Source organism: Variovorax sp. dw_308 (genome assembly GCF_019207085.1).
GTDB lineage: Bacteria > Pseudomonadota > Gammaproteobacteria > Burkholderiales > Burkholderiaceae_C > Variovorax.
The window spans coordinates 1-25913 of the sequence record NZ_JAATOM010000019.1 but is presented as its reverse complement, the minus strand read 5'-3'; the positions used below and the strand labels follow the sequence as shown (position 1 = coordinate 25913).

Sequence of the window (25913 nt, the reverse complement as noted above, 5' to 3'; positions counted from 1 at the left end):
TCTTCAGGCGCCCGCGCGCGGCGTCAGGATGCGAGTGGGAGAGCACACCACCACCTGGCGCGCGCCTCGCGTCAGCGCTACATACAGGTGTGCGGCCGTCATGGCCTGCGGCTCGAGCACCACGGCAACATCGGCCTCCAGTCCTTTGAGCAACAGGGTGCTGCCAACGGACCGTCGAGAAACCGGCCGGCTCAAGTGGCGTTGACGCTCGCGCGCCTGGAGTGCCGCAGCGTGCAAAGTGCAGGTGCCACGAGCGGCGACCTGCATGGCCGCCTGGCAGCAGCGCAGCACTTCGGGGCGGTACACATGAGTCCCCGGCTGCCGAGCGAAGGCGTGCAGCAAACGAGAAGCCTCCGCGACGCTGGGACCTTGAGCAAACGCCAAGGCTGCAGCCTCGATCGGCGTCGGTGGATTGCGAGGCCTGCCATGCTGCAGGACGCGCACACGCTCCAGCAGCGCGGCCGCCCCCACGCCGGTCATCAGGCTCGCGGCAAACTCGACCACTTGTTCCAGCGGATTGGCGCCAGCGGGGTCAAAGACTCGTGCGAACTGGATGAGCTCCACGAGGTCGACGCGCTCGACAACCGTCGCGCCAGGTGTCTGGCTGGTCAACTGATACCGCCCGCGGACATTCATTGCGTCGCCGATGATGAGCACGCTGTCCTGCGCGTTGCGCCCGCGCGTCCTTGCGGCGGCCCGGCGCTGCTCTTCGGCCGTCGCCGCGGCCAGTTGCACCCATTGCACTTCAGCTGGCGCGCCCTGCAGGTCTACGGGCTGTCCGGCTTGAAGCAGCGCCCGCGCGTTCAGCAGCCATTGCCCCAACTGCTCGGTGCCAGCAAGCCGCCAGCGCCAAGGTGTCTGGAGCATGCCGACGGAAGGGAACTGCGCCTCAACATCGACTTGCCAGTTGACCAGGCGATTGCCACCGAACCCGAAGATCGCCTGCATGGGATCACCGAGCACGCACGTTGGCAGGGTCTGCGCAGCCCAGGCCACTAGGCGATGCTGCGCCGCATTGCAGTCCTGATATTCATCGACCAGGAGCCTCGCGTAGGTGGCCCGCAGCGGCGCGTTGATGTGTCCGGCTTGAAGCAGGTTGGCCGCTGCTTCTCGAATCGCTGGATAGTCCTGGGCTGGATTGGCGAGCTCCAGCGTCTGGGCAGGAAGGCCACTGCGCAGCGGAAACTTCCCGGCGAGTCGCATCGCGAACCCATCGATCGTCGAGATCCGGTAGGCCGAGCTGGGGATGGCCGCTTTGGCCATGCGAGCCCGCAATGCCGCGACACCGGCATTGGTGTGGGTCAAGACCAGGATGGGCTTGTTACCGGTGTGCGCCGCCAACGTATCGGCGATGAGCTGCGTCTTGCCACAGCCCGCCGGCGCAGTGACCGACCCGCGTGCGACTGCGAACAGGTCGAGTTCAGGCGGCATGGGTCCATGCCCACAGCCGATTCATCACATCCACGAACCCAGCCTCAGAGTTTTGGCACTGCGGTCCCACGATCCTGCGGCCGACATGCTGATAGGCAGAGACGGACTTGAACCAGCCGTTCTTGTTGACCCGCGATGCGCGGCCCAAGAGCTCACGGGTCGCCGCCGAATAGACCCCCTGCGCTGCTCTCTCCGCCTCGCAGGCTTCGAGGGTCCGTTGACCTTCGGACTTGGACCGAATGTGCTCGGCCACGTCATCGCGGCCGATGCGTTCGATGGCGTAGCCCAGCAGGGCGTCGATCGCAGCTTCCGTCATGCAGATGAACAGTTCATCCTCCAAGGCGCGGCCTGGTCGCCACGTGAGCAGGCCAACGCCCTCGGCGGCAAGTGTCGCAAGCAGCGCCGGCGTTGCCGCCTTGTCTGCATCAATGAATGCAGTCACGTTGTAGCCCAGTCGGCGCAACACGAGCGCCTTCTCCAGGCACTGGTCCGGCGTGCTGCCGCCTGCGTTGACGTACGCGCCGCCGAGCGCGAAGAACGAGGTCTGGTTGTGATCCTCCACGCCATATTGGTCGAGGCCTCGCGCCAGCCCGATCTCACTGGCCCCTTCACAGACCAGGATGGACTTCGCAAGGAAGGCCTCTGGGTCCGTGCGCAGGATGCTTTGCACCTGATCGGTCACGCCCGCAGGGCGCACGACATGGCCATCACCCTCGCGCCGGACGATGAACAGCTGGTTGCCGGAGAGCTCGCGCAGCGCAACGGGTGAGTGCGTCGTCATGAATGCCTGCAGGGGCAGGGTTGTATCCTTGGCGCCCAGGGAATCGAGCAGGCGCTTGAGCCGGTGGGGTTCCAAGCCGAATTCGACTTCGTCCACGAGGGCGATGGTCGCTGCTTGAGCGGCCTCGCGCTGCAGCCCCGCCATCAGCAGGCGTGCCGATCCCGTCCCCAGTGAGCGCAGCGGGATGCCGGTCTCGCTGTGCAGTGCGATCGCACCATCTCCAATGGAGACGGCATGCGCGTCCAGCATCGCCTGAGCCTGGCCCACCGGCACACCTAGCGCGGTGGCGGTACGCGTCACGACCTGGAGGGTCTCGGCCAGTTGGGCTCTTGCCCGGTTGCCGAACCCTGTCCTAGCGTCTCGCGCTGCACGAGCCAACTCGGCGCCGAGATCGGGGCGTTCGTCGGTCAGCCGGTTGAGCACAGAGCTACGGCTCCAGGACAGATGAGTGCTGGCGTAGTTGCCGATGCGCGCAGGCGCCAGCGCGGCGCGATGCTTCCAGGCGAGCCCACGTTCCAGACCTTGCTCTTGCGCCCTCTCCGAGTACAGCAGCCACGACGGTTCTAGGTCGGCGCCGATCTCGACGCGTAGCGTCAATGCGGTCTCGATGTCGGCCCTGGGTTCCGGCTCGATCTGCCCTGTCGCTGCATCATGTCCCCGCAGAAACTCGCCGTAGGCATCCAGACTCAACAACTCGTCAGACAGGGCACCTAGGGTTACCTGGATGACGATGGGCTCGGTGACAACAAGCTCATAGAAGTCCGTGTCGGCGATGCTGACGCTGCGCCGCGCGCCCAGACATAAGTCGATGGCGTCCAGGATGGTCGACTTGCCACTGTCACCTGGACCGATGAGGCAGTTGATGCCTGCGGAAGGCGCCCAATCGAGCGTCTTGATCGAACGGAAGTTGCGGATTTCCAGCCGGCGGATGCGCGCCATGTTCCTCCCCAAGTCGCATGCTATTTGCCCAAGTATCCGCTCTTCTTCGTAAGCTTGGTTAGCCGCGCCAAACTCCGCACCGAGCCAACGACGCGGTCAACAACGATCTCAAGGGAATCCATATTCATGTTCGGCAGCATCGGCAAAAGAAAGGGCTTGCTGTTCGTCACCTATGACCGTGCTTACGTTGCACGTTCCGCAGTGATTACGAGGTCAGCGGCGAACGCGGACGATGGCAGCGTCGTGATTTGGAACGGCCAATCGCTGGGACAAGGCGGAAACGAGAAGATGAGGGGAGGCGATGCCACCGAGGATCGACATGAGCCTGTCGCGCTGCGCAGAAGCGGCCCTTCAAGCAGGCACGGGGCGGAGCAAGCAGTCGAAAGGTAGGTTTCGATGGTGAAGCTGCCGGTCAAGCCTGCGGCGCTCAGTGGCCGCCTGTGCCGGTATCGGCCGCTAGGCTCTGAGCCGGGAACGACTCAGATCAGTCTGCAGCACTTGTTAGCGCCGGCCGTTGGAATACCGCTAGCGGCCGACTCGGCAGTTGGACGAACTTTGCCCGATCCCGCGAAATCCAAGTTGTGCCGGTCTTCAACTTGAAAACTAGAGTCTTGGACTAGGGATGCAGAGAGGCATGTTCAGCCCGCGCAGAGCGGTCCACTTCACGCATCGTCATGGTGATCGTCGTATACGGTTGGCCCACCGATACACCTCGCATCCCACAGATCGGAAGTCGGAGTCGACACGATGCGACATCTCTTTGGGAGAAAACGGGTGAAGCGGGCACCTCACCAATGGAAAACGCCTCGGATACGCACACGCGGCCGCGAGAGAAGGATGGGCAACCATCTGATGAAAGTCCGCATGCCTACACGTCGCCGTGACTGGCCAACCTATTGACAGCGCAACCCAAATTGGCGATCTCTCGCGGCCTTGCGCTCACCTCGAATTCGATCTTGCTCAGCAGCAGGGAGCGGCTGCCTTGCAGCTGCGTCCAACGCCGATATCCATGTTTCGAGTTGACCGCATTCAGAGACCGAGGTATTGGCGGCAGCGCTCGTGGCGACGCGCCGTTCGTGGTCGGCCCGCGCCTGCGCAGCTGCGCTGTTCGCCTGCATCGATGCCTCGCGATCGCTCAAACGCATGCCATCCGCGAGATTGATATCCGGGCGCACCGCGATGGTCGTCGAGCGGGTCCCGGCGGGGCATGTGCCGTCCACATAAGCTGCCGCCCCGCTTTTGGCAACGCACTTTGTGATCTGTTCGACTCTCGGTCCACTCGTCGCGGGCGAGCCGCTTGCAGAAGGGGCGGTTGGCGAATTGTTGGCCGGCGCTCGAGAGCCGCGTGCGGCTCGATCAGGAGTGGCACGACCAATGGAGAGCCAGCCCTGCATGAGCGCCACGCACAACAGGCCCGCAACGACCGCGAGGGTTAGCAAGAGCGGCAAGTTGCCTGTAGGAGGCGGACGGAAAGCTCGATCCGGCGCGGTGGCCAGTTCAAGTCGCTTGCTCATCGAGGGATCTTGACGCATCGACGATGAATGTAACCGAATGCTCCTTAGCCCTCGTCAAGGTGTTCCCTTGCCAGGGAGGAGACACGCGTGGAGCGCGAGTCTCGGAGAGCATCTCCCTTTCCCAGGGCGCGCAATGCAAGTCCTCGGCCGTTCCCACATCGCGCGCTTGCCCTCGCGCACCAAAGTTCGAATGCCGCCTCTACAAAGGCCGTCGTTGTTTCTACCGACGACTGGGTTCGAAGCCAAAGCGGCAGATGGGCCCCATGCGACGTCTGCGAATCTACTGCTCTTTCGCGAACCCTTGGCGTTCACCTGGTTGAGTGCTGGAAAGCCCACCTCGGCGCACTTGTAATATCCTATCGATGGACAAAGCGACCGTCGACTACTACGAGGCTCGCGCAGCATCGATTGCGCAACGCTACGAGTCGGCCCCGAGCCCTGTGGAGCGTCTGGCAGCTGTCGCATTTCCGTCCGGCAGTACCGTTCTGGACATTGGCGCGGGGTCGGGCCGCGATTTGGCAATGCTCTCGAAGCTCGGGTACGACGCCTACGGAATCGAGCCCAGTGACGCCCTCCGCGATCTTGCGGAAAGGCTTCATCCAGAGCTGGAAGGGCGCATTCAAGCCGGGTCACTTCCCAATGTGCAGGACCCGCAGGGGCGGGTCTTCGATGGCATTCTCTGCAGTGCGGTACTGATGCACCTGCAGGAAGCTGACCTCTTTGACGCGGCTTTCGCGTTGCGTCGCTTGCTGAAAACGCACGGCCGGCTCCTGATCTCGCTGCCCCAGCAACGGTCGGACGTTCTGGCAGACGAACGAGATGCCGCGGGCCGCCTGTTCAAGTCCTATACGGCGGAGTACATGTCCCTGCTGCTCGAGCGCGTCGGCTTCCAGCAGATCGGCCGATGGGTGAACGAGGATGCGCTCGGGCGCGACATGACCAGTTGGTACACGCTACTCTTTGAGCTTCGTTCCGGGTCCACCCTTCGCGCGGTCGACCAGATCGAAGGGATTCTGAATCGCGATCGCAAAGTGGCAACCTACAAGCTTGCCTTGTTCCGTGCACTGGCGCAGATTGCAACCCAGGAGGCTCACACCGCTGTCTGGCACTCATATGGCATCGTCGGCATTCCGATCGACGCCATCGCTGAGCGCTGGCTTTTGTACTACTGGCCAATCTTTGCCTCGCAGCGGCACATCCCACAGTCCCAGTCCGAGGGCAAAGGAGAGCAGAAGCCGGTCGCCTTCAGGGCGGCGCTCTTGACGCTGATCGATGAGTTCCGAATGCAGGGTGAGCACGGCGGCCTTACGGCTTGGCAACTGGCCAGAACCGCAGGCCGTCTGAGTCCTCAGACCAATATGGCATTGGTGAGCGCGTTGCGAAAGATCAAGGAGGCCATTCGATATGGGCCAGTGTTCCACTCGGGAGGAGCGTTGGAGACAGGGCGAGTGTTTGGCTATGACGCGACGACCCAGCGCGTCGAGATGTCCGCAGAGATATGGCGGGAGCTGAGTTTGCTCGGCCACTGGATCATCGACGCCGTGGTCGTCCGATGGGCGGCCCTGACCGAGCAGTTCTCGCGTCGGCAAGGGATCCGCTCAGGCGATGTATTGCCGTTGCTCCTTGCCAGCCCGGTGCCAGAACGCGCTGCAGGATTGGCAAGGGAAATCTACATCAGCCGGGGCGTCGAACGCTGCGTATGGAGCGACCGACGGCTGAGCACACGTTTCGCGGTGGACCATGTCATCGCTTTCACACTCTGGGGCAACAACGATCTATGGAACCTGCTGCCCGTCGATGAGCGGATCAACAATCAGAAGTCGGACAAGCTGCCTTCAGCCGAATTGCTGCGGCAACGCGAGTTTGCTGTGACCGAAGGATGGCGCGTGCTCAGAGATGCGCTGCCGGAGGCGTTCGATCAGCAAGCCGGCCGTCTACTTGGCAGGCCTTTGCGTGGCCCTCAGAACTGGGAGCAGGATCTCTTTGCACGCCTGCGCGAAGCGGTTGAATTGACGGCGCTGCAACGCGGTGTCGAGCGGTGGACTCCGCGGGCGAACATAGGGCAGACAATCAACGCCGCTTGACGCTTCTAGCTCGAACACGCGGGCTTCCACGGCTTACCTTGATGCAAGCAGTCGCCCAAAATCGCAGTCATCCCCTTCAACGCTTGCAAAAGAGAACAATCTTGGCAATTTCAGAGACGACCCGGCTTGCGGTTCTTATCGACGCAGACAATGCATCTGCATCGGTGATCAGGGAACTTCTCGAGGAGGTTGCCAAGTTCGGCACTGCAACCATCAAGCGCGCTTTTGGTGACTGGACAACCCAGAATCTGGTGGGCTGGAAGTCGAACCTGCACCGGCACGCCATCCAGCCCGTCCAGCAGTTTGCCTATACGCAAGGCAAAAACTCGACGGATTCGGCGTTCATCATCGACGCCATGGACCTCTTGTACGCGGGGAACGTCGATGGCTTTTGCCTGATCTCAAGCGACAGCGATTTCACCCGCCTGGCAACTCGGCTTCGGGAGGCTGGCAAGGTCGTTTACGGACTGGGCGAGCGCAAGACGCCCGAACCCTTCATCGCTGCTTGCGACAAGTTCATCTTCTTTGAGGTTCTCAAAAGGCCCGTTGAGGCCGCAGTCCCGGTGCAAGTGCCTGGCGTGCCTGATCTGAGGGAACTGCTCACCTATGCGATCCGGGAAACCGTCAGAGACAGCGGATGGTCCCGGCTTTCCACCGTCGGGGGTTTGGTGAGCAAGACGCACACATCGTTTGATCCGAGAAACTACGGATTCAAAAAACTGAGCGACCTTGTTCGCTCGCAAACCTACCTCGACGTGATGGATGCGCCGGACGCTACCGGCTTTGTGCACGTCGAGGTCAAATTGAAATAAGCCGGCCGAGTCTGACCTTCCAGAGGGCAGCGGCCACAGTTGCCTTGGGCTCGAGCCGCGCCTGACAAGCGTAGTTGGCCGCCGATTCGACGAAGCCCGTGATTATTCGCTCTCCCTGGCAGTTGTCGCCGCGCGCGGCCGTGGACAGCTGTCCTCGATTTGCTATGAGTGCCCCTCGTGCCCGTCCTCTTCGACGCGGCCACTGCGCTTGCCGTTTACGTGCGCCCAGAACGCGACCTTGCGTGCATGTCGCGATCGAATCGCGGCCTCGAAAACTTCGTGCGATTCCAGCGGAAGCAAATCCATACCCGTTGCGGCGATCTCACCCAGCCGCATCCAGTAGCGTGCCGCGTGTCCATAGGCACGGGCATAAGCCCGGGCGAGGATCGCCGTGAGAAGCGCCCTGTAGATGGCGGCTTCGCCGCGCAGGCGCCGATGAGTCCTCAACGCCTGGGCCAATGGCACCAGCGCCCCATAGTCGTCGCCGCGGATGCGGGTCGGTTCGCCCAGCAGCATCGCCTCGGAGGCTGCATCGTCGCCAATGTCCAGCAGCAGCGTGGCCGCTGTCGCCGGGTCCTCATGGCCCAACGCCAACTGGCGGGCGCGCTGCAATGCCTCGGGCCTGGACGCTTCGGGCAACTGTTCAAGCCAGCGGTGCAGATCAAAAACGGAGATCGATTGCTCGAACAGGCGCTGCCGGATGGCCGCGCTCTCGCCATGTCGACCCAAGCGTCCCAGAGCATCCGATTCCAACCTCTGCCGGGTGTCTTCCATGTGCCCCCATGGCCGTTGAAGCCAGGCCAACGCATCGCTCGGACGGTCGGCCTCGAGATACGCGTCGGCGAAGGCCTTCTGCTGCATCGCGTTAGGTTTCGGGCTGTAACTGAGCACACCCCGAACCATGACGTCGGGGTCGTGCAGAGCCTCGGCCAGCAGCGAAAGGGCGGCTGAGATCTTGAACACCTCGTACGCATGACCGTCGCCGTCCGTGGGGGCGACAAGGGCGCCGGCCATGCGGGACTCGAACTGTGCCGCCAGGGCGCGCAGCGCCTTCTCGTCGAGCAGCAGTTCCGCGCGGCGCAGCAGTTCATCGCGGGCACCGTACTGGTCGTCACCAAACAGCTTCACAAGTCGGCTTGGCCAATCGCTCGCGGGTGCTTCCTCGCACTGCGAGGCGGCTTGCAGCCAGTGCCGGCAGGCAGCGCGCACCGCGTCGCCGATGCAGCCGTCGGAATCGTCGGCACGCTCGAAGAAGGTGCCGTCGGCTTCAATGAACGATTCGAATAGCGCCAGCGCGGCAGCGGGGTCCTTCGGGAAGAGTTCGCGATGGACTTGATCCAGCCACGCCTCCAACGTGCGACCGAAGTCGCTCGCCTCCCCGTAGCTGACGAACCTGGACGAACGACGCCAGGCATTCAGCGACTTACGAAAGCCAGCCGCGAGCATGTCCGGCCGGCCGGACAGTTGCAGTCGCTCCAGGCGCTCGCGCACCGCATCGTCGTCATTGGCGAGTTCGATCAGAACGCCCACCAGCGTCGACGGGTCCTGACGATTCAGGAAAGACTCGAGGTCCTCGGATGGCTGGGGTGGCATGGTCACGGTGAAGAAAGTCAGTCGGATGCCGTGCCGTGGCTCAGATCCCAGAACGTGCCCTGCCAATTTGAAATGCGCCCCTCGATGCCGCAAGCAGGGCAGCGCCAGATAACCAGTTGGTCGCGATCGATGCGGGTGTCCACGCGGCGACGGTCGCGCTTGCGGCACTTGAAGCAGGCGGGGCTTGGCGTGTCTTCCGGGCGGTCGAAATCGGAGGCGTGGGCGATCACCGAGGTAACGAAGTCGGCCATCTTGCGAGACGGGCCCTTTCCGGGGCCGATGTCGCCTTTGTCGTCGAGGTAGTGCCGGACGTCGATCACGTACATGATGCTGCTCTCTGCTTCCCGTTTCCTACATCTGCAGGAACAATCGACCCTGCCGGCGGTGCGTGTGCAGCGTATCAGGTACCTGGGCCGCCGAACGTACACCCTGGCGGCATTGGCAGCATTCCGCGTCCGTCTACCCACCCCCGTCGATGGGCGCTGAGTCGCTTCGGCGTAACCGCACTCGTGCTGCAGCAACTCTCCAGGTGAAGCTCGAGCGACACCGGTGATGGAGTTGCTGCAGCTGCTTCGAGAACCTTCTCGCAGGTCTTCGAACAGTAGGATGAATCTCTTCCAGTTTCGAAGAGGGCCCACCATGCAGGCATCCAGATCACTGATCCTCGTCTCGGCGGCGGCGTTGTTCGCGCTTGCCGGCTGCGCGACGAGCCGAGTCACGATCCCGGCAGACCTACCCGCGCCGCTCAAGACGCCCGCGGGTCAGGCCCCCTACATCGAAGCGCTGGCAACGGGCGTGCAGATATACGAATGCGCGCCCAAGCCGGGTGATTCTTCGGCCTTTGCATGGACGTTCCGCGCACCCGAAACCGCACTCACCGATCGATCGGGCCGACCGCTCGGCAAACACTATTCCGGGCCGACCTGGGAGTCGCTCGAAAGGCGTCCAGTGACACCGGGGCCTTTGCTCGAACGGCAAGCATCCAGCGGGTCAGGACGGTCGGCGGAATCGCGCCCACTGAGCGCTGCGATGCGACCAATGCCGCGAAGCTCGTGCGAGTGCCATACAAGGCCACGTACTTCTTCTATCGCGTGGGTCCGTAAGGAGGAAGGCCACCTGGCAAACGATTCGACCTCTGGATCGAGTCGAGGCTCAACGTGTGGCCTCTCCTGCCGGGTATCACTTAACCGGAAGGCTCGCGAGAAAGCGCTTGCGGCCGATAGTCATGTGTACGCCATGAAACTTCGAGGCCATAGGCGCCTCCCGAGGCCGCATCAAGAGGTGGCAGCCTCGCCTATGCGCTCAACTCTTCATGCAATGCCACGAACTCCTGGGCGAGCTTGTGGCGCGGCTCGAGATAGATCATGGGCGTGGCGTACTGGTGGCTCTCGCGAATCTTGACAGACTGGGAGAGGTAGGAATTCAGGACCGGATGGCCCTCATCGATCAGCTCATTCACGAGTTGCTGGGGGAGCGCTGCGCGGGACTGGAACTGGTTGATGACGATTCCTTCGACGGTCAGGCCGCGATTGTGGTCGTGCTTGATTTCCTTCACGTTGTCGAGAACCGAATACAGCGCCCGGCGTGAAAAATCGTCGCAGTCGAAGGGGATCAGGCAGCGTGCAGCCGCGATGAGTGCCGAGCGCGCGTAGAAGTTCATGGCTGGCGGCGTATCGATGTACACCGCGTCGTACCCCTTGAGGGTCTTGAGCGCGTCGCGCAGCTTGTAGATCTTGTGACGGGATTCGAGCTTGCTCGTCAACGCGTCGAGGTCCGCATGCGCCGGGACAATGTCGAGGTTTTCGAACTCCGTCTCGTGGATGAATGATTCGAACTGCGGCTCCTTGAAGCTGAAGCTCAGGGCCGCGTCGAAGAAGGTCGCGATATTGGGCGTTGCGTCCTGCGCCTGTTCGCCCAGCAGGTACTGGCTTGAATTTCCCTGCGGGTCGAGGTCGATCACGAGTGTGCGCAACCCCTGAGAGGCGCTGACGCTGGCGAGATTGCAAACGATCGTGGATTTGCCCACGCCACCTTTTTGATTGAACACCACGCGCAACATCTGTTTGTCATCCTTGGGAGCGAATCCCGCAAGTCTATGGGATGGAAGGCTGCACGCTCGAAAGTTCCTGCTGTGGCGCAACTGGCTGCACCACTTTTCGCTACCGCACCGTACGTTGCGTCCGACTGTCGTTCAGACGCAGCGCCGGTAATTGCGCAGAAGAATTTGCGCCATCGATCCAGCAGCATGCCTTGATGCGCAAATTCGGGCGCCCGACAACGGTAGGAATTGGCAATTCCGGCGCGCAGATTTGGCTACGGGGACGGCCCTCTTGTCGGAAGGGCTCGCTGTCGGTTACAAGCGACCGATTCTTCACCTGCCCAGCCCCTTGGCTGCGTTCTCGTTGGATACGCCTGTCGTCGATTCCCTGCGCGCTCGTGCTCGGCGCATTGCTGCCGAGGGTCGACTTGTTTCCATCGATGTCGAAGCCCATCCCGAGAAGGGCGACCGGATCTTCGCCGTCGGCGCCGTGCGCTCCGACAACACGGACACCTTCAACAGCGCTTGCTCACCCGCCAGGGCCCCTTCGGTTGTTGCCGCTTTGAACAGCATTTCACGCGAGGGCAGGGTGCTCCTCGGGCACAACCTGCGGCGCCATGATCTGCCTCTGCTGCGCGCGCAGCTGCCACAGCTCGAATGCCTTCATTGGGCGGTGCTCGACACCCTCGAGTTGTCGGCACTCGCCTTTCCGAGAAATCCCTATCACCGGCTGGTCAAGGGCTACAAGCTGCTCACCGACGAGCGCAACAACCCGACCAAGGATGCGCGGGTGGCGCTCGACGTGTTCGAGGAAGCCGTCGAGGCGCTGCTGGAAACACACGGGCAGGAGCCCTGGTGGCTCGCGCTCCTGCACTTCCTCTTGCGCGACGACGAGGGCATGGCCACGCTGCTGGCCCAGATCCGGGAGGAAACGGCGCCGACGGGGGAGGGCGCCGCACGCCTCGTGGCGACCCGCTTCGCCTATCGATGCTGCGCCACGCGCCTGCGCGCACTGGCGGCGGATGTCGCGCACCCGTTTGACGGGCACGACCCGTGGTCCGTCGCCTTCGCCCTGGGCTGGATCCGGGTCTCCGGCGGCAACTCCATCCTGCCGCATTGGGTCTTTCATGAGCTGCCCGCCGTCCGACAGCTGATTGCCGAACTGCGCGAGATCGACTGCGGCCAGGTCGACTGCCCGTACTGCCGCCAAAACCACCAGCCCGAGTCGCTCCTGTCGGCGCTGTTTGGCAAGCCGGGCTTCCGGGCCCATCCGGCCGCACCCGATGGCACATCCCTGCAGCGCGCCATTGTGAGCGCCGGCCTGGCGCGCGAGAGCCTGCTGGCCGTTCTACCCACCGGTGGCGGCAAGTCCATCTGCTACCAGCTTCCCGCGCTGGTCCACTACCGCCGCGCAGGCCGGTTGACCATCGTGATCTCCCCGCTGCAGTCGCTGATGCGCGACCAGGTGGAGAACCTCATGAAGGCCGACATCCAGTGCGCGGCCACGGTCAACGGAATGCTCACCCCGCTGGAGCGAAGGGATGTGCTGGATCGCGTGCGGCTGGGCGACATCGGCATCCTGCTGGTCTCCCCCGAACAGTTCCGAAGCCGTACCTTCGTCGAGGCGATCCGCCTGCGCGAGATTGCCGCCTGGGTGTTCGACGAAGCGCACTGCCTGTCCAAGTGGGGCCATGATTTCCGCACGGACTATCTCTACGTCTCCCGCTTCATCCGGGAGCAATTCCCGGGTCAGGCGCCCGTTGCCTGTTTCACTGCCACGGCCAAGCCTGATGTCATCGAGGACCTGTGCAGCCACTTCCAGGAAAGCCTCCAGATCGAGCTGAAGACTTTCCTGGGCGGCCACGAGCGCACGAACCTGTCCTATGCGGTGGTGCCCACCGCGGGCGGTGAAAAACCCCAGCGCATCGTCGAGTTGCTGCGCGACGGCTTGCGCAAGGAAGACGCCGCCGTGGTGTTCTGCGCCACCCGAAAGAGTGCCGAGACCCTGGCTCAGATCGTTGCGCAACAAGGCCTCTCCTGCGCCTGCTACCACGGGGGCCTGAGTGCCGAGTTGCGCAAGGAGACCCAACGCCGATTCCTGGAGGGCGAGCTGCAGGTGATCGCGGCCACCAACGCCTTCGGCATGGGGGTGGACAAGCCCAACGTGCGGCTCGTCATCCACGCGGAGATCCCCGGCTCGCTGGAGAACTACCTGCAGGAGGCGGGCAGGGCAGGGCGTGACGGCGACGAAGCCCGGTGCGTCCTGCTCTTTGATCCCCAGGACGTGGAGACCCAGTTCCGCCTCTCCTCGTCCTCCCAGCTGTCGCAGCGCGATTTCACCGGCCTGCTTCGCGCCCTGCGCGGCCAGGCGAAGAAGCTGGGCCAGGACGAGATCGTCATCTCAGCCAAGGAACTCCTCGCGCAAAGCAGCGGCACCGCCATCGACATTGACGCACCGGACGCTTCCACCAAGGTGACGACCGCCATCGCCTGGCTGGAGCGGCACAGCTTTCTGAAGCGCAACGAGAACGCGACCAAGGTGTTTCCGGCGAGCCTGCGGGTGGCCTCGCTGCAGGAGGCCAAGGACCGGATCGAGAAGGCCAATCTGCCGGCCAGCGACCAGCAGAAATTCCTGGCCGTCGCCACGGCGCTGTTTCGCTCGGACACGCCCGAGGGCCTGAGCACCGACGAGCTCATGCTCGATGCCGGCATCCAGCCGGAGGAGTGTTTTCGGATCGTCCACCAGCTGGCCAAGCTGGGGATCCTCGTCAACGACCTCGGGCTGACGGTGCGCCTGTTGCGCGGCGTTCGCGGGGCATCCGCGTCCCGCCTCGAGTTCCTCTTCGCCTTGGAAAAGGAACTCCTGGCGCTCATGGCGGAGAACGCACCCGACGCCGATCAGGACGAAGCCCAGCAACACCTGAATCTGCGGGCCGTCTGCACGGAGCTGCGCAGTCGGCTAAAGCTCGGTGACGGGGCGTCGCAAGTGGACCCCACGCAGGTTCGAGCCTGTCTGAGAACAATGGCCGATGGATTCGGCTCCGGCAATGACAAGCGCGGCATGATCCAGCTGCAATCGCTCGGTGATGACACCTTGCGCGTGACCTTGCGCCGCCCGTGGTCCCAGATCCGCCGGATCTGCGAACTGAGACGCGCCGTCGCCCAGGTCACGCTCATGCGGCTGCTGGCCGAGGTACCGGACGGCGTCAAAGGCGCCTGCCTTGTGGAGTGCAAGGCCCAGGCCTTGATCGATGCGCTCAATGAGGACCTGGTGCTCAAGGTCCAGCTGCGCGAGCCGGAGGTGGCGCTGGAGCATGCGCTGCTGTACCTGCACCAGACGCGCGTGCTCGAACTGGACAAGGGGCGTTCGGTCTTTCGCTCGGCGATGACCATCCGGATGGAGGGGGACACCTCCCGACGCTTCAACCAGGCTGCCTTCGCGCCGCTGGAGGAGTTCTACAAGGAACGAACTCTGCAGACCCACGTCATGCACGAGTACGCGAAGCTCGGTGTGGAAGATCCGGCGAAGGCGCTGGGCCTGGTCCAGGCGTATTTCACATTGCCGCACAAGCAATTCATCAGGGAGTTCTTCCGCGGCAGGACCGTCCTGCTGGAGCGCAAGACCACGGACGAGTCCTATCGGCGCATCGTGGACGATCTCCAGCATCCTGTGCAGGAGGCGCTGGTCACCCAGGCCAGGACCGGAAACCACCTGGTCCTGGCGGGGCCGGGTTCGGGCAAGACGAGGGTGATCGTGCACCGTATCGCTTACCTGTTGCGGGTGGAGCGCGTAAGCCCCGGCCGCATCATCGCGCTTGCCTACAACCGAGGCGCGGCGATCCAGCTGCGCCGGCGCCTGCTGGCCCTGGCCGGGGAAGACGCGCGGGGCGTGCTCGTCATGACCTACCACGCCATGGCGCTGCGCCTGACCGGCACCAGCCTCGCAGGGGCCGAGCGCACGGCCATCAGCATCGACTTCGGCAAGATGCTGCAGGATGCCGTCGACCTGCTCGAAGGCAGGAGTTCGGCCCTGACCGATGCGGATGAGATCCGGGATCGGCTGCTGCAGGGCTACGAGTACATCTTCGTCGACGAGTACCAGGACATTGACGAGCAGCAGTACGCGCTGGTCAGCGCGTTGGCCGGCCGCCGGCGCGCCGATGCCGACACCAAGCTGAGCATCATGGCGGTGGGCGACGATGACCAGAACATCTATTCCTTCAAGGGCGCGAACATCGAATTCATCCGGCGCTTCCGGGCCGACTACGAGGGCGAGCTCACCTACCTGGTCGAGAACTTCCGCTCCACCCAGAACATCATCTCGGCGGCCAATCACGTGATCCAGCGCGGGGCCGACCGGATGAAGGTCGATCACCCGATCCGGATCGACGCGCGGCGCAAGGACGATCCGCCCGGCGGGCGGTGGGCGGAAATGGACAAGGAGGGTCGCGGTGCGGTGCGCCTGATCACCAGTCCGGCCGATCCGAACCGCCAGGCCCAGGTTGTCTACGCCGAGATCAAGCGTATCCGGCGCATCGACCCGGGCGTGAAACTCTCGGAGATCGCGGTGCTTTGTCGGACGCACGCGCCGCTAGAGAAGATGCGGGTCATCTGCGATGTCGAAGGGCTGTCCTGCGAGGTCACGGGGCCGGAGGCGGCCAAGGGCCAGATCTCGCTCATGCGAACACGTGAAGGCTGGGCGTTGGCGCAGGCGCTTCGACGGCGCCAGGTGCGCATGATCAGGCTAGGCGCATTGCGCAGGCTCGTGAATCGGCAACGACGGGCGCAACCGCGGAACGCCGCTTTGCAGGACTTGCTGGACATTGTCGAGGACATCGCATCGACGCTTCAGGCGGACATCGTGCCCGCCGCAGAAGTGCTCGAGCTCTTCTACGAGATGGCAGGCGAGATGCGGCGCGACGGCCGGGAAAGCGCCGTCAAGCTGATGACCGCGCATGCTGCCAAGGGCCTGGAATTCGATCACATCATCGTGATGGACTGTGCCGACTGGCGCTGGGATCAGGAAGATGAGCGGCGGCTGCTTTACGTGGCCATGACGCGGGCGCGGCAGTCCTTGACCCTGATGCGGGCAGAGGGCGGGCGCAACCCCTATCTCGTCGATCTGGGGACGGTGGATGGAGTACAGGACCAGTTGCCGGCTGCGCGACCTCGACATCGTGCGGACCTCGAGCGCCGGTATGTCATGCTGGGGCCGGCCAGCATGGACATTGGGTTCGCCGGGCGCAAGGTGCCGGCGGATCCAACTCACCGAGCTATCGCATCACTTCGGCCTGGAGATCTGGTGGAAGTGAAGGGGAGATTCGTCCAGTCGATGTCGGGTCAGATCGTTGGCCGGCTCGCCACGAGCGTGGACGAGGTCCCTCTTCAAGGACGGAACGCGTCCGTCGTGGCAGTCATGGTTCGAACGCGATCCCAGACGCCCGAGGACTACTTGCCGTCCTTGCGGGGGGATGAATGGGAGACGCCGCTGGTGGAGATCCAACTGGATATCTCAGATTCCGTGCCGAAAGCATGAGGTGAAATCGAAAAGGTCGTCACGACGGCAGAGGGTAGAACAAAGGTATTCCTCTCTGGTGTGCAGCGTGACGATCAAAGTCTACGCAACCATGTCTCCCCAAGTTTCCGAGAACCCCGCATGAGTGCTTGCGATATGCTGGAAAGGAGGCTCGAAGCTTTCTCTCTCGGAACACGGTTGAATTCAGCACCATTCAGAGATCGAGGGAGCCATGACAGACAAGCAACGTGCGGCCACACTGCGGCCCGCCCAGATGCGCCACCTGCTGCGTGTCACAGCAGCCACAAGCCGACCGACACCCCGAACGAGACGCCTTGGTACTGCTGCTAGGCCTCACGTGCGCGATGCGCGTGACCGAGATAGCGCGCTTGCTTGTCTCTGATGTACTGCTGCCCAATGGCGCGCTTCGAAGCGAGGTATCGTTGCGGGCGGCGATCACGAAGGGCTGCAGGCAACGCTGCGTGTACCTCACACACGCGCAGGCGACCGAGGCACTGGATCGCTACATCGAGCACCGGTGGGCGAAGGGGATGGGTACGGAATTCGATAGCAAGCGCTTTCGCGGCCTGACCCCGACAACTGCCCTGGTGCTCACACACAAGGGAACCGAGTTCGAGCTTTCAGGCAAGCGTCGGCGTATGGGCGACGGTCGCGAGGAGACCTACTTAGCGTGCGACAGCCTGCTGGCCCATGTGACCAAGCTATACCGAGATGCGGGCCTGGTCGAATGCTCAAGCCATTCAGGTCGCAGAACCTTTGCGACACGGCTGGTCGCGCAGGGCAACGACATCGAACTGGTTCAACGGCTGCTTGGTCACGCCAGTTTGGATCACACGGACGACTACCTGCCGGCCGCAGTGAAGCAGTGTTCACCCATGCTATATGATGGTGTACATGAACACTGGCACCATGACGAACAATGAACGGTTGCGCGCGCTAGTTGAGGCCTCCGGCTTGACGCAAGCCGTCGCGCTGACCGTCTTCAACCGAGGCCTTGGCCCCGCGGCCTACAGCGAAAGCGCATGGAAGGCGTTTCTTGTCAGCCCTGACTCATCTCGCTTTCGGCCGTTGAAGGATGAACTCCTGGCACACGCTGAAAAGCAGTTCGGCAAGGTCACAAGAACAAGGCTTGACATTGGTGTACATGTACATCAATAATGAAGTAATCAACAGAAAAGACGGACAGCTGGATTCAGCGCTGGTCAACCATGAAGCAGAAAGAAGCATGAGAAAAATCACTGCTGCGACGGGGGCACTGGCATCCGCAATGGCCGCCTTGCCTTCCATGGCAGAGACCTATCCACAGGTCTCCGCCATGTTCGCGGCCACCGAGCAGCGCTCGGGAAATTCGGAAACGCCGGCGTATGAGTTTTACCTTGACTGCGGACCTACTGCGTGCAGGGTGGAAAGAACGATCTACGACGTCTGCAAGATGGAATCGGAACTCAAGGTGCCGGTCATGCAGGTTATTAACCATCGGTATTCCACCGCTGACGGGAGCTTGAGGGTCGAGCGTCTGCCGTCGCGCGGCGAATGGCAGTTAATAGAAATCAAGTTTGGATCGCCGCCGGCCTATGGTGGGCTTACCGACATCAAGCTGGAGGTGCGACCTGACGCAATCGTGGGGGAGATTCGAAATATGGCGGGTTCGATTGAGCAGGTCTTTGTTGCCACAGGACAACGGACCGTCACCGCGTTGAGTCCGACGCCGAGACCGGGTCGGCCACTGCAGCGAAGCTGCCCCGTGATTCTGAAGTCGTTTCTCAAGTAGGCAAGTCACTGGGATCGCAAGACGAGCGGCGATCGACCGCCAAGGAAAAGAGAACACCATGGATTTCGCAGACCTCGATCGACAACAGCGTGAGTGGGCCGCGCGTGCCACGGCTCTGGATGCGCGGCCTCGAGTGCAGCGACGGCGAGGACCTGCTCAAGCTGCTTCACCTTGGCGTCGTCGAAGTCCTGCAGCCCCAGGTAAGTTCGTGACCAGGCTTGATGTTCGTACAAGGTCTGGCGGCGTTCGTATAGCGACCGCAGGGTAGCAATGCTCACCGCCGAAGTTTGCAGCGCGTCACATACGGACCGTAACAGCGTCTTTAGGACCGATGCGAAGCGGTCCATGGGTCGCCCGCTTGCGCGCAGGAAGAGCATCTGGATGGCCGCAGCAACGCGTCGATCGTGGCGAAATCGCTCGCTGATCGCATTGACGTCGTCCTTGCTCAGACAAAACGCCTGCTGGACATCGAACTCGGACATCTTGGCAGGCAAGTTCTCCACGCCGATAAAGCGCTTGGCAAACGACGACACGAGGAAGTGCTCCAAGAAGTTGGAGCCGCGAATCTACTCCTGACACGAACGTGTGAGGCCGCGGTTACAAACCGCAGCATCAAGTCGCAAACTCCCGCCTGCACGTGACCGTGTCAATTTGTTGAAAAAATACGTTTACCCCATCATGGAAATTGACATTCTCGGCATCGACTTGGCCAAGCGATTCTTCCAGCTTCACGGCGCCGATCGACAAGGCCGCGCGCTCTATACCGCGAAGGCCACGCGCGCTGCGTTCTTGGAAACAGTTCGCGAGTCACGCCCTCGCGTCGTCGCGATGGAGGCATGCAGCTCGGCGCACCACTGGGCGAGATGCTTCCGGGCCATGGGCATCGAGGTAAGGCTGATCAGCCCGCAGTACGTCACCCCGTTCGTCAAGACCAACAAGAACGATCGCAACGATGCGCAAGCCATCGTCGAAGCCGCCAGCCGTCCGACGATGAATTTCGTGACAGTGAAATCAGTCGAGCAGCAGGATATCCAGGCGGTTCATCGTGTCCGGGAGTTGCTGGTTCAGCAACGCACGGCCCTGATCAACCAGGCCAGAGGTCTGCTGACGGAACGGGGCGTGTCAATGGCGCAAACGCGCCAGGCTTTCAAGCGCGAGGTTCCTCAGATGGTGGCCGCATGTGAAGGCGAAGTGACTAGCGTCTGCCAAGCCATGGTGCTGGAAATCTCGCGGCAGATTCAGGCGCTCGAGGAGAGCACCAGGCACGTCGAGACCTGGCTCAAGTCATTCATGAAGCAGTCCGCGCTCTGCAAGAAGATCGCCGCCATCGACGGCGTCGGCACGATCACGGCGACGGCCATGGTCGCTTCCGTCGGTGAGGCCAAGGAGTTCAAGAATGGTCGACATCTGTCGGCTTGGCTAGGGTTGGTTCCGCGACAGCACTCGTCGGGCGGCAAATCGCAGCTCAGGGGCATCAGCAAGCGAGGCGACAAGTATCTTCGAACCTTGTTGATACACGGCGCGCGGGCCGTGCTGCGCTATGCGGTCGGTAAGACCGATGCGCAGAGTCGATGGCTGCAAGATCTGATCGCTCGGCGCGGCTACAACCGCGCGGCAGTGGCGCTGGCCAACAAGAACGCGCGGGTGATCCAGGCACTGCTGAGCAGCGACACGCCTTACCGCCGCGCCGCAGCGTCTTGAGCAAGCGATCGGCGACGAGCACCAGCTTTCAATCAAGGAGGATCACACCCAGCACTGGTTTGCGAAGCTTTCGGAAGTGATGACAAAACTGGTTGGACCAACGCCCACAAGCCTGCTTTTCGTGCCGGCTGCGCCTTCGGGCTCAAGCCGTCAATCTACTGAGGACGGGGCGTGCGGATCTCATCGAGGCTGCGGGCATGTTTCGACGCGCCCACCGGCAAGCCGTATACATGCATGCAGACCGTTTGACGTCACTGAAAAGAGCTTGCAAAAGGCGCAGGGTCCATACATTCACGAAAAGGACCATTACCCCAAGTATGCGAGAGCGAAGAAAGGTACGGAGCCGGCTACCAAATAAACACTGCGCGCGGGTGCCTGTTAGCGCCTCAGCATGCGCAGTCGAATCACGCGAGGAATCAGGATTCAATCATTGCGGGCGGACGAATTCATCTTTTCGATTCTTTTTGCTTTGTTGCTTGGATGTGTTCCGGGACTCGGCCCGCTGCTGCGCTTTGTTGTTCCCGGCTGCGTGATCGGCGTTTTCTCCGGAAGCTGCTGCGTCGCGAGTACCCGCTGGATAGCCAGCAGGCACCCGCGGCTCGGTGTGCCCGGGAGTGCCTGCGTCACTACCAACTCGTCGCTGCTTTTTCACGGGTTCTTCCGTCTGGGCAGTTCCAACGAATGGAGCGAGTGCCGCACTCAGACTCAGGCAGACAAATAGGCCACAGCGTAATGCGCGATAAAGCCCTGGCTCAGTGTTTTTCATGGCTTGTACCTATGCTGTAAAGGATTTCAGCGAATGCCGCCAGCAAGCGAAATGCCATTCCAACTAATCCTGCGGCCGGACTGATGTAATAAGCGAAATAACGAACGGAAAACGCCAAAATGAAAAAAGTACCAACGGTAAGAATGACAGTGCGAACTATCGATAGCCAAACGGGCACGGTTCTCAACGAGATTTCCAAGAGCAAATAAAAGATAAACCCAACCAGAAGATTTATCGTGCCACTCGCAGGCAGGAAATATCGTTCGTCTAAAATTGCCTCGATGGCGTTGACCTGCAAGGCCGCGCCTCTCACATCACCGATAATTGTTCGATGTATATCGAGTTTTTCAGTCACTTCTCCGATCAATACAATGCGGCCGCGAAGATAATTGGAATGAAGCGTTTGTTGGGAAGAAGCATATTTTTGACACAAGATTTTTAAATCCCCGTGAACCTTGGGCCATTCGCAAATCAAATCGCCGGAATTAAATCGAATCAATTTCGATGGATCTATAAAACTCATAAACGGACTTTCGCGGCCTACAATCAGGTCGCGCAAACGATCGTATTTGTCTAGTAATTTTTCGTCGTATACCAGAGCAGCTTGGAGGGCAAGTGAATTCACATGCTGAGGCGGATCCAACCCGTTGCGCGAAATATCCCACCCCAGAGCAATGCGTCGGTTGTCAACATCCAAGGACATAATGCCGCCACTTTGAAGCGGAGCAAAAGGAAACTGTACTGCGCGTTGCAACGACGAAGAGGGTGTAATAAATCCCTCCGCATTCAAGGTTGATCCTTCAATTTTTAATCCAACAACTACTGGTATTTTTGAACTTACATGCGCGATGGCTTCTTGTAAATCTTGGGTCGAATGTAGGTCGGGAGACTGTTCGCGGATGCAGCCTTCTTCGGCAAATGATTTGTCGATAACGATCGTGGCTGGGTGCTGCTCGGAAATCGCCGGTAATAACTGAGCGAGATACGCGCGTTGCAGGCAAATGTTCGAGGCCAATCCAACTGCGGTTACATCGTTTTTGGTGTCTAGTTCGACCAAAACGGTGTATCTTGGAACTTGGTGGCGGGGCCAGCCTGTAACCAAATATTCATATGCACGACTAATATCGAATACGCGTGCAGAAAAAGCGGATCGTGGCGCGGCGCCATCCAGAATGTCCCCGATCTTTTCTTCTAGTTCGAAAACCAAGCCAGTTGCAAGAACAAAGAAAAGGGCGCTCACTTGGACGCGGCGGTCTTTAACGAGCTTTTTAAGCCTCTTCCTTGTGCGCCACCAGCACACTAGAAGAAGGCGTTGCAGAGTCTTCCTTTTTCTATTGAGATCGGCGGAAGGTGCGGGGAGTGGCATCTAGATTTGAGGATGCCGGAATTGTGCGCAACGTACAAGTGTCGCAGTCTTGTGACACCACGTTGTGGTCTTCCGCGCTCTCAGTCGCGCACTGCGTGTCTTGCAGGCCTAAGCCGTCAGGGCTGCAAACGAGCTCTGAATATGCGATCTCGGTGGAACGCCAAGTAGGCCGCCCGCCACTGCGTAAAGGTCCCGCTCTGAGCATTTTCGCCGACAGAGCATGAATACATGCTTAACCGGGGAACCGGGGTGCCTCCGGCGGCCCGGCAGGGGCCTCAAGACAGAAGAGAAAGCAGTCAAACCGATTCAATCAACTGCCTCACACACCGATATTCGGACGCCCCCGCATGCATTCGGCTGCTCCCTCTCGGCGAGCGCGCTTCACCCCTACAGCCAGTTGCCCATCAGTACGTATGGCGCCCAATAATGGGGATGGCTAAGGTCCTCGTAGCCAGCCTGCCCTTTGATGCGACCACTAAGCAATCCCAGTTGGGCCCATCTGAGCGCCGCGGACTTGCTCATTTTTCGCTTCTCTCCGCGTTGCCTGTAGAAATCCACCATGAGCGGTGCTGCGCCCACATCGGCTACAGGCCACAGAGTGGCCAGCACTGACTTTGCGCCGGCCGAGCGAAACACCCCCCCCAACGACCCGACCCCCCCATTACTCCTTCCCGTATCGCATGCTGAGAGTACGACCAAATCGTACTTGCCCATACTAGGTCTCCATGCTTCGATTGTGTGGATCGAGACTTTGCTGCGATCCCCCATTTGTAGTTTTCCATTCTCAAGTTTGAAGTGAGTAGCGATGTGGAGGAAATTTCGTCCCGACGTCGATCGACCCATCAATTGCTTCAGAACGCCCTCAGTAAAGCTTGCATCCAGAAACCGATCTCCCGCGATCACACCGTCGTCCTCGTTGCACGCTGCTTCGGCGTGACCGCGAACAATGCCGCAAACTTCTCGCTGCACGCCGGCCAGCGGCAGATTGTCAAATTCGGGATCCCCCTGCGACGCTCCTAAGGCTACCCCTTCCCAGGAGTCTCTGGGTTCCGTTTCCAGTCCCTCCAGCCTGGCCGTCCCGTCAGCGGTCAGTACTGTCACAGCGTAGCGCTCGATCAAATGTTTGCCATCCGCCTGGATGAGCGCGGCGAAAGGTACATCGCTTAATACTCCGAATGGCAGAATTGCCCACTGTTCGACATCCTTGGCTCCCTTGAGTTGCTCTTCCGCCGGCTGGATCAGATGCTCATACAGTAATCGAGCTGGCCGTTTGTAGTCGCCCTTCGCGGTTTGCAGGGCCACGCGAAGATCGTTGACCCACTCGCCTAATTGGGCCTCGGAAACTTCGCGCATCAACGGCACCGCGCCTTGGTCGGTGGTTACGATAATCGTCAGGCCTCGCTCGCTCGGCAAAAGCAAGAGACCGGCTGTGCGCAAGCCCCCGTCAGCACGCAATTTAAGTTCGTCTAGCTTCATCGACAAGGCTGTTCGGGCGTTCTCGAAGGCTTGCTGTCGACGAGCGTTCGCCTGTTGACTTGCCTGCGTGAACCGCCGGTTCGCGTCCTCGAGAACGTTTTGAGTCCGGTCTTCCAACTGAAGTCGCTGGTTGTCGAGCACCTGAACTTCCGGGGACGTCATCTGCAATTCGCCTCTCGTCACTCGCTCGTGAATAAGCAAGCGGCGTCCGTCTAATTCGCGCCACTGTTTGGCGATTCCGGCGAGATCGCGATTCAAAGCCTGCTCCTCAGCAGTCCACCCTAAGGCTTCGGCCTTGACTTCGCCGGTGGAACCATTACGCCGCAAGAATGCATTGAATTCTGACTCCTTGAGCAGCAACAAGACTTGCTCGGCTTCCGCCAATCGGCCGCGCTGGATGAGAAGTTGGACGAGATCGTGATAGGGATGCTCGACCTTCGTGGTAAGTGACTGCCGTAGCGACGCATCTAAGCCGCGGGCGCCAATGCGCATGCGCTGCCGGGCATTGATTGAAAGCTTGTAGTAGTAGATCGCTTCGTCCGGTGAAGCGGTACCGTTGTGCTGAGCCAGAAATGCACCCAGATTAGCTGAGTAGATCGCTAGATCCTGAATACCGCCGTGAACTTGTGCTTGATCGGTCGTATTCGTAGGAGAAAGAATACGCACTGCACGCCGGAACAAGGGGAGTGCCTCATCGTAACGGCCCATGGATTTATACAACTCAGCTAAGTTGTTGAGCGCGGCAGCCGTTTCTGGATGCTCCGCGCCCAATGCCTTTTCATCGATTGCCAAGGCACGCGCGTACAACGGCAACGCCTTGTCATAGCGCCCCAGGGAGTCGTACAGAGCGGCCAAGTTGTTGATGCTAAACGCCGTGTCCGGATGCTCGGCGCCAAGCGCCTGCTCGCGAATCGATAGCGCACGCGAGTACAGGGGCAGGGCCTCATCTTTGCGTCCGATAGCGGAATTCAGCGCGGCCAAGCCATTGAGACTGATGGCCACTTCCGGATGCTGCCTACCCAGCGTCTTTTCCTGGATCGCTAGCGCGCGCGTGTACAACGGCAAGGCCTTATCGTAAAGACCGAAGGTGAAATACAAGGAGGCTAGGTCGATGAGGCTCCTAGCTGTATCCGGATGCTCCGCCCCTAGCGACTGTTCTCGGATCGCCAGTGCCCGGGAATACAACGGCAAGGCTTCGTCATAGCGGCCCACGACAAGATAGAGCTTTGCTAAGTTGTCGAGACTGTAGGCGGTGTCCGGGTGTAGTGGGCCGAGCGTCTTCTGCCTGATAGCCAACGCACGCGTGTACAGCGGCAAGGCCTCGTCGTAGCGCCCCATAGATTCGTACAAGACGGCCAGATTGTTCAGGCTGTGAGCTGTGTCCGGATGCTCCGTGCCCAGCGCCTTCTCGCGGATCGCCAAAGCACGGGCGGACAGAGGCAGCGCATCGTCATAGCGCCCCATGGAAAAATACAAGCTAGCAAGGCCGGCCAAGCTTGTAGCTGTAAGAGGATGCTCTGCGCCTAGCGACTTCTCCCGGATCTGCAGCGCACGTTCATACGGCAACAAGGCTCGATCGAAGTGGCCCATCGAGCGATACAACGAGGCCAGGTTGTAAAGGCTGTTGGCCGTGCCGGGATGCTCCGGACCCAGCGCCTTTTGCTTGATTGCAAGCGCGCGTATATATAGCGGTAATGCACTCTCATAGCGACCCATGGCTTCGTAGAGTCCGGCTAGGTTGTTTAAGCTGGCGGCTACTTCCGGATGCTCGGCGCCTAGCGTCCTCTCCCTTATCGCCAGCGCTCGCGTGTACAAAGGCAACGCCTCGTCGTAGCGGCCCATCGATCTATACAGCACTCCCAAATCATTCAAGCTTAAGGCGGTTATCAAATGCTCGGCGCCCAGCGCCTTCTCCCGGATCGCCAGCGCGCGTGTCTGCAAGGGCAATGCTTGGTCATAAAGGCCGATGGAGTGGTACAGCACGGCCATGTTGTCCAGGATCGTGGCTGTGCTGAGGTGTTCGACTCCCTGTGTTTTCTCCGAAATCTTTAGCGCACGGGTGTACAGCATCACGGCTTGGTCGTAGCGCCCCATGGACCCGTAGA

Annotated in this window: 16 protein-coding genes and 1 pseudogene; 9 read left to right on the top strand and 8 right to left on the bottom strand. The window is 61.1% G+C overall.

Translation table 11 applies throughout. The features are described from left to right. Window positions 1–3 precede the first annotated feature (3 nt). Both HCU76_RS27150 and HCU76_RS27145 read right to left on the bottom strand, forming a co-directional pair. Complete coding sequence (locus tag HCU76_RS27150; RefSeq protein WP_213956716.1) at window positions 4–1431, bottom strand: UvrD-helicase domain-containing protein; 1428 nt, start codon at window positions 1429–1431, stop codon at window positions 4–6. Continuing rightward, window positions 1421–3151, bottom strand: a complete 1731-nt coding sequence (locus tag HCU76_RS27145; protein WP_213956715.1) for an ATP-dependent endonuclease — start codon at window positions 3149–3151, stop codon at window positions 1421–1423. Before HCU76_RS27145 ends, HCU76_RS27150 begins: the two co-directional genes overlap by 11 nt. A gap of 1876 nt (window positions 3152–5027) precedes the next feature. Here HCU76_RS27145 and HCU76_RS27140 point away from each other — a divergent pair. Both HCU76_RS27140 and HCU76_RS27135 read left to right on the top strand, forming a co-directional pair. Further along, a complete protein-coding gene (locus HCU76_RS27140) occupies window positions 5028–6749 on the top strand; it encodes a bifunctional 2-polyprenyl-6-hydroxyphenol methylase/3-demethylubiquinol 3-O-methyltransferase UbiG (RefSeq protein ID WP_213956714.1) in 1722 nt (573 codons plus the stop codon). A 101-nt stretch (window positions 6750–6850) separates the two neighbouring features. Then, window positions 6851–7561: an NYN domain-containing protein gene (locus tag HCU76_RS27135; RefSeq protein ID WP_256354490.1), complete on the top strand. Its 711-nt coding sequence runs from the start codon at window positions 6851–6853 to the stop codon at window positions 7559–7561. Window positions 7562–7723: 162 nt separating this feature from the next. On the opposite strand, the gene HCU76_RS27130 is transcribed toward HCU76_RS27135, so the two are convergent. Both HCU76_RS27130 and HCU76_RS27125 read right to left on the bottom strand, forming a co-directional pair. Next, entirely contained in the window at window positions 7724–9154 is a 1431-nt protein-coding gene (locus tag HCU76_RS27130; protein ID WP_345944715.1) for a DUF6880 family protein, read from the bottom strand. A 17-nt stretch (window positions 9155–9171) separates the two neighbouring features. Further along, complete coding sequence (locus HCU76_RS27125) at window positions 9172–9480, bottom strand: hypothetical protein (RefSeq protein WP_213956711.1); 309 nt, start codon at window positions 9478–9480, stop codon at window positions 9172–9174. Between the two features lie 226 nt (window positions 9481–9706). Here HCU76_RS27125 and HCU76_RS37310 point away from each other — a divergent pair. Both HCU76_RS37310 and HCU76_RS37305 read left to right on the top strand, forming a co-directional pair. Next, window positions 9707–10078: pseudogene (locus HCU76_RS37310) on the top strand (DUF3455 domain-containing protein); the annotation flags it as partial. After that, the gene (locus HCU76_RS37305; RefSeq protein ID WP_213956710.1) at window positions 10000–10257 is read left to right on the top strand and encodes a DUF3455 domain-containing protein; all 258 of its coding nucleotides are present in this window, start codon (window positions 10000–10002) and stop codon (window positions 10255–10257) included. The pseudogene HCU76_RS37310 and the gene HCU76_RS37305, both read left to right, overlap by 79 nt. 191 nt (window positions 10258–10448) lie before the next feature. Here the strand turns inward: HCU76_RS37305 and HCU76_RS27110 are convergent, their stop codons facing one another. Then, window positions 10449–11213 carry a ParA family protein gene (locus HCU76_RS27110; protein WP_213956709.1) on the bottom strand — a complete coding sequence of 255 codons (765 nt, stop codon included), beginning with the start codon at window positions 11211–11213 and terminating at the stop codon, window positions 10449–10451. Between the two features lie 328 nt (window positions 11214–11541). Between HCU76_RS27110 and HCU76_RS27105 the strand changes: the two genes are divergently transcribed. The 4 genes from HCU76_RS27105 (at window position 11542) to HCU76_RS27090 (ending at window position 18499) form a co-directional block, all read left to right on the top strand. Next, entirely contained in the window at window positions 11542–16728 is a 5187-nt protein-coding gene (locus tag HCU76_RS27105) for a RecQ family ATP-dependent DNA helicase (protein WP_256354489.1), read from the top strand. Window positions 16729–17042: 314 nt separating this feature from the next. After that, window positions 17043–17651, top strand: coding sequence for a site-specific integrase (locus HCU76_RS27100; protein WP_256354487.1), 609 nt, complete (start codon window positions 17043–17045; stop codon window positions 17649–17651). Next, the gene (locus HCU76_RS27095; protein WP_218511094.1) at window positions 17623–17886 is read left to right on the top strand and encodes a hypothetical protein; all 264 of its coding nucleotides are present in this window, start codon (window positions 17623–17625) and stop codon (window positions 17884–17886) included. The genes HCU76_RS27100 and HCU76_RS27095 overlap by 29 nt, the downstream gene beginning before the upstream one ends. Continuing rightward, the gene (locus HCU76_RS27090) at window positions 17867–18499 is read left to right on the top strand and encodes a hypothetical protein (RefSeq protein WP_213956707.1); all 633 of its coding nucleotides are present in this window, start codon (window positions 17867–17869) and stop codon (window positions 18497–18499) included. Before HCU76_RS27095 ends, HCU76_RS27090 begins: the two co-directional genes overlap by 20 nt. A gap of 5 nt (window positions 18500–18504) precedes the next feature. On the opposite strand, the gene HCU76_RS27085 is transcribed toward HCU76_RS27090, so the two are convergent. Then, complete coding sequence (locus tag HCU76_RS27085; protein ID WP_213956706.1) at window positions 18505–19047, bottom strand: DUF4158 domain-containing protein; 543 nt, start codon at window positions 19045–19047, stop codon at window positions 18505–18507. A 130-nt stretch (window positions 19048–19177) separates the two neighbouring features. Here HCU76_RS27085 and HCU76_RS27080 point away from each other — a divergent pair, with 130 nt between their 5' ends. Continuing rightward, on the top strand, window positions 19178–20200 hold the full coding sequence (locus tag HCU76_RS27080) for an IS110 family transposase (RefSeq protein ID WP_213956804.1): 1023 nt from the start codon (window positions 19178–19180) through the stop codon (window positions 20198–20200). A 752-nt stretch (window positions 20201–20952) separates the two neighbouring features. Here HCU76_RS27080 and HCU76_RS27075 read toward each other — a convergent pair. Both HCU76_RS27075 and HCU76_RS27070 read right to left on the bottom strand, forming a co-directional pair. Continuing rightward, a complete protein-coding gene (locus tag HCU76_RS27075) occupies window positions 20953–22332 on the bottom strand; it encodes a CHASE2 domain-containing protein (RefSeq protein ID WP_218511093.1) in 1380 nt (459 codons plus the stop codon). Between the two features lie 387 nt (window positions 22333–22719). Next, window positions 22720–25902 (bottom strand): tetratricopeptide repeat protein, encoded by a 3183-nt coding sequence (locus HCU76_RS27070; RefSeq protein WP_256354486.1) that lies wholly within the window; start codon window positions 25900–25902, stop codon window positions 22720–22722. Between the last annotated feature and the right edge of the window lie 11 nt (window positions 25903–25913).

Coding starts and splice junctions, on each gene's coding strand:
- HCU76_RS27095 (WP_218511094.1), top strand. CDS start 17,623: ATGAACACTGGCACCATGACGAACAATGAACGGTTGCGCGCGCTAGTT.
- HCU76_RS27140 (WP_213956714.1), top strand. CDS start 5,028: ATGGACAAAGCGACCGTCGACTACTACGAGGCTCGCGCAGCATCGATT.
- HCU76_RS27145 (WP_213956715.1), bottom strand. CDS start 3,151: ATGGCGCGCATCCGCCGGCTGGAAATCCGCAACTTCCGTTCGATCAAG.
- HCU76_RS27150 (WP_213956716.1), bottom strand. CDS start 1,431: ATGCCGCCTGAACTCGACCTGTTCGCAGTCGCACGCGGGTCGGTCACT.
- HCU76_RS27110 (WP_213956709.1), bottom strand. CDS start 11,213: ATGTTGCGCGTGGTGTTCAATCAAAAAGGTGGCGTGGGCAAATCCACG.
- HCU76_RS37305 (WP_213956710.1), top strand. CDS start 10,000: ATGGACGTTCCGCGCACCCGAAACCGCACTCACCGATCGATCGGGCCG.
- HCU76_RS27080 (WP_213956804.1), top strand. CDS start 19,178: ATGGAAATTGACATTCTCGGCATCGACTTGGCCAAGCGATTCTTCCAG.
- HCU76_RS27075 (WP_218511093.1), bottom strand. CDS start 22,332: ATGCCACTCCCCGCACCTTCCGCCGATCTCAATAGAAAAAGGAAGACT.
- HCU76_RS27130 (WP_345944715.1), bottom strand. CDS start 9,154: ATGCCACCCCAGCCATCCGAGGACCTCGAGTCTTTCCTGAATCGTCAG.
- HCU76_RS27125 (WP_213956711.1), bottom strand. CDS start 9,480: ATGTACGTGATCGACGTCCGGCACTACCTCGACGACAAAGGCGACATC.
- HCU76_RS27070 (WP_256354486.1), bottom strand. CDS start 25,902: ATGGGGCGCTACGACCAAGCCGTGATGCTGTACACCCGTGCGCTAAAG.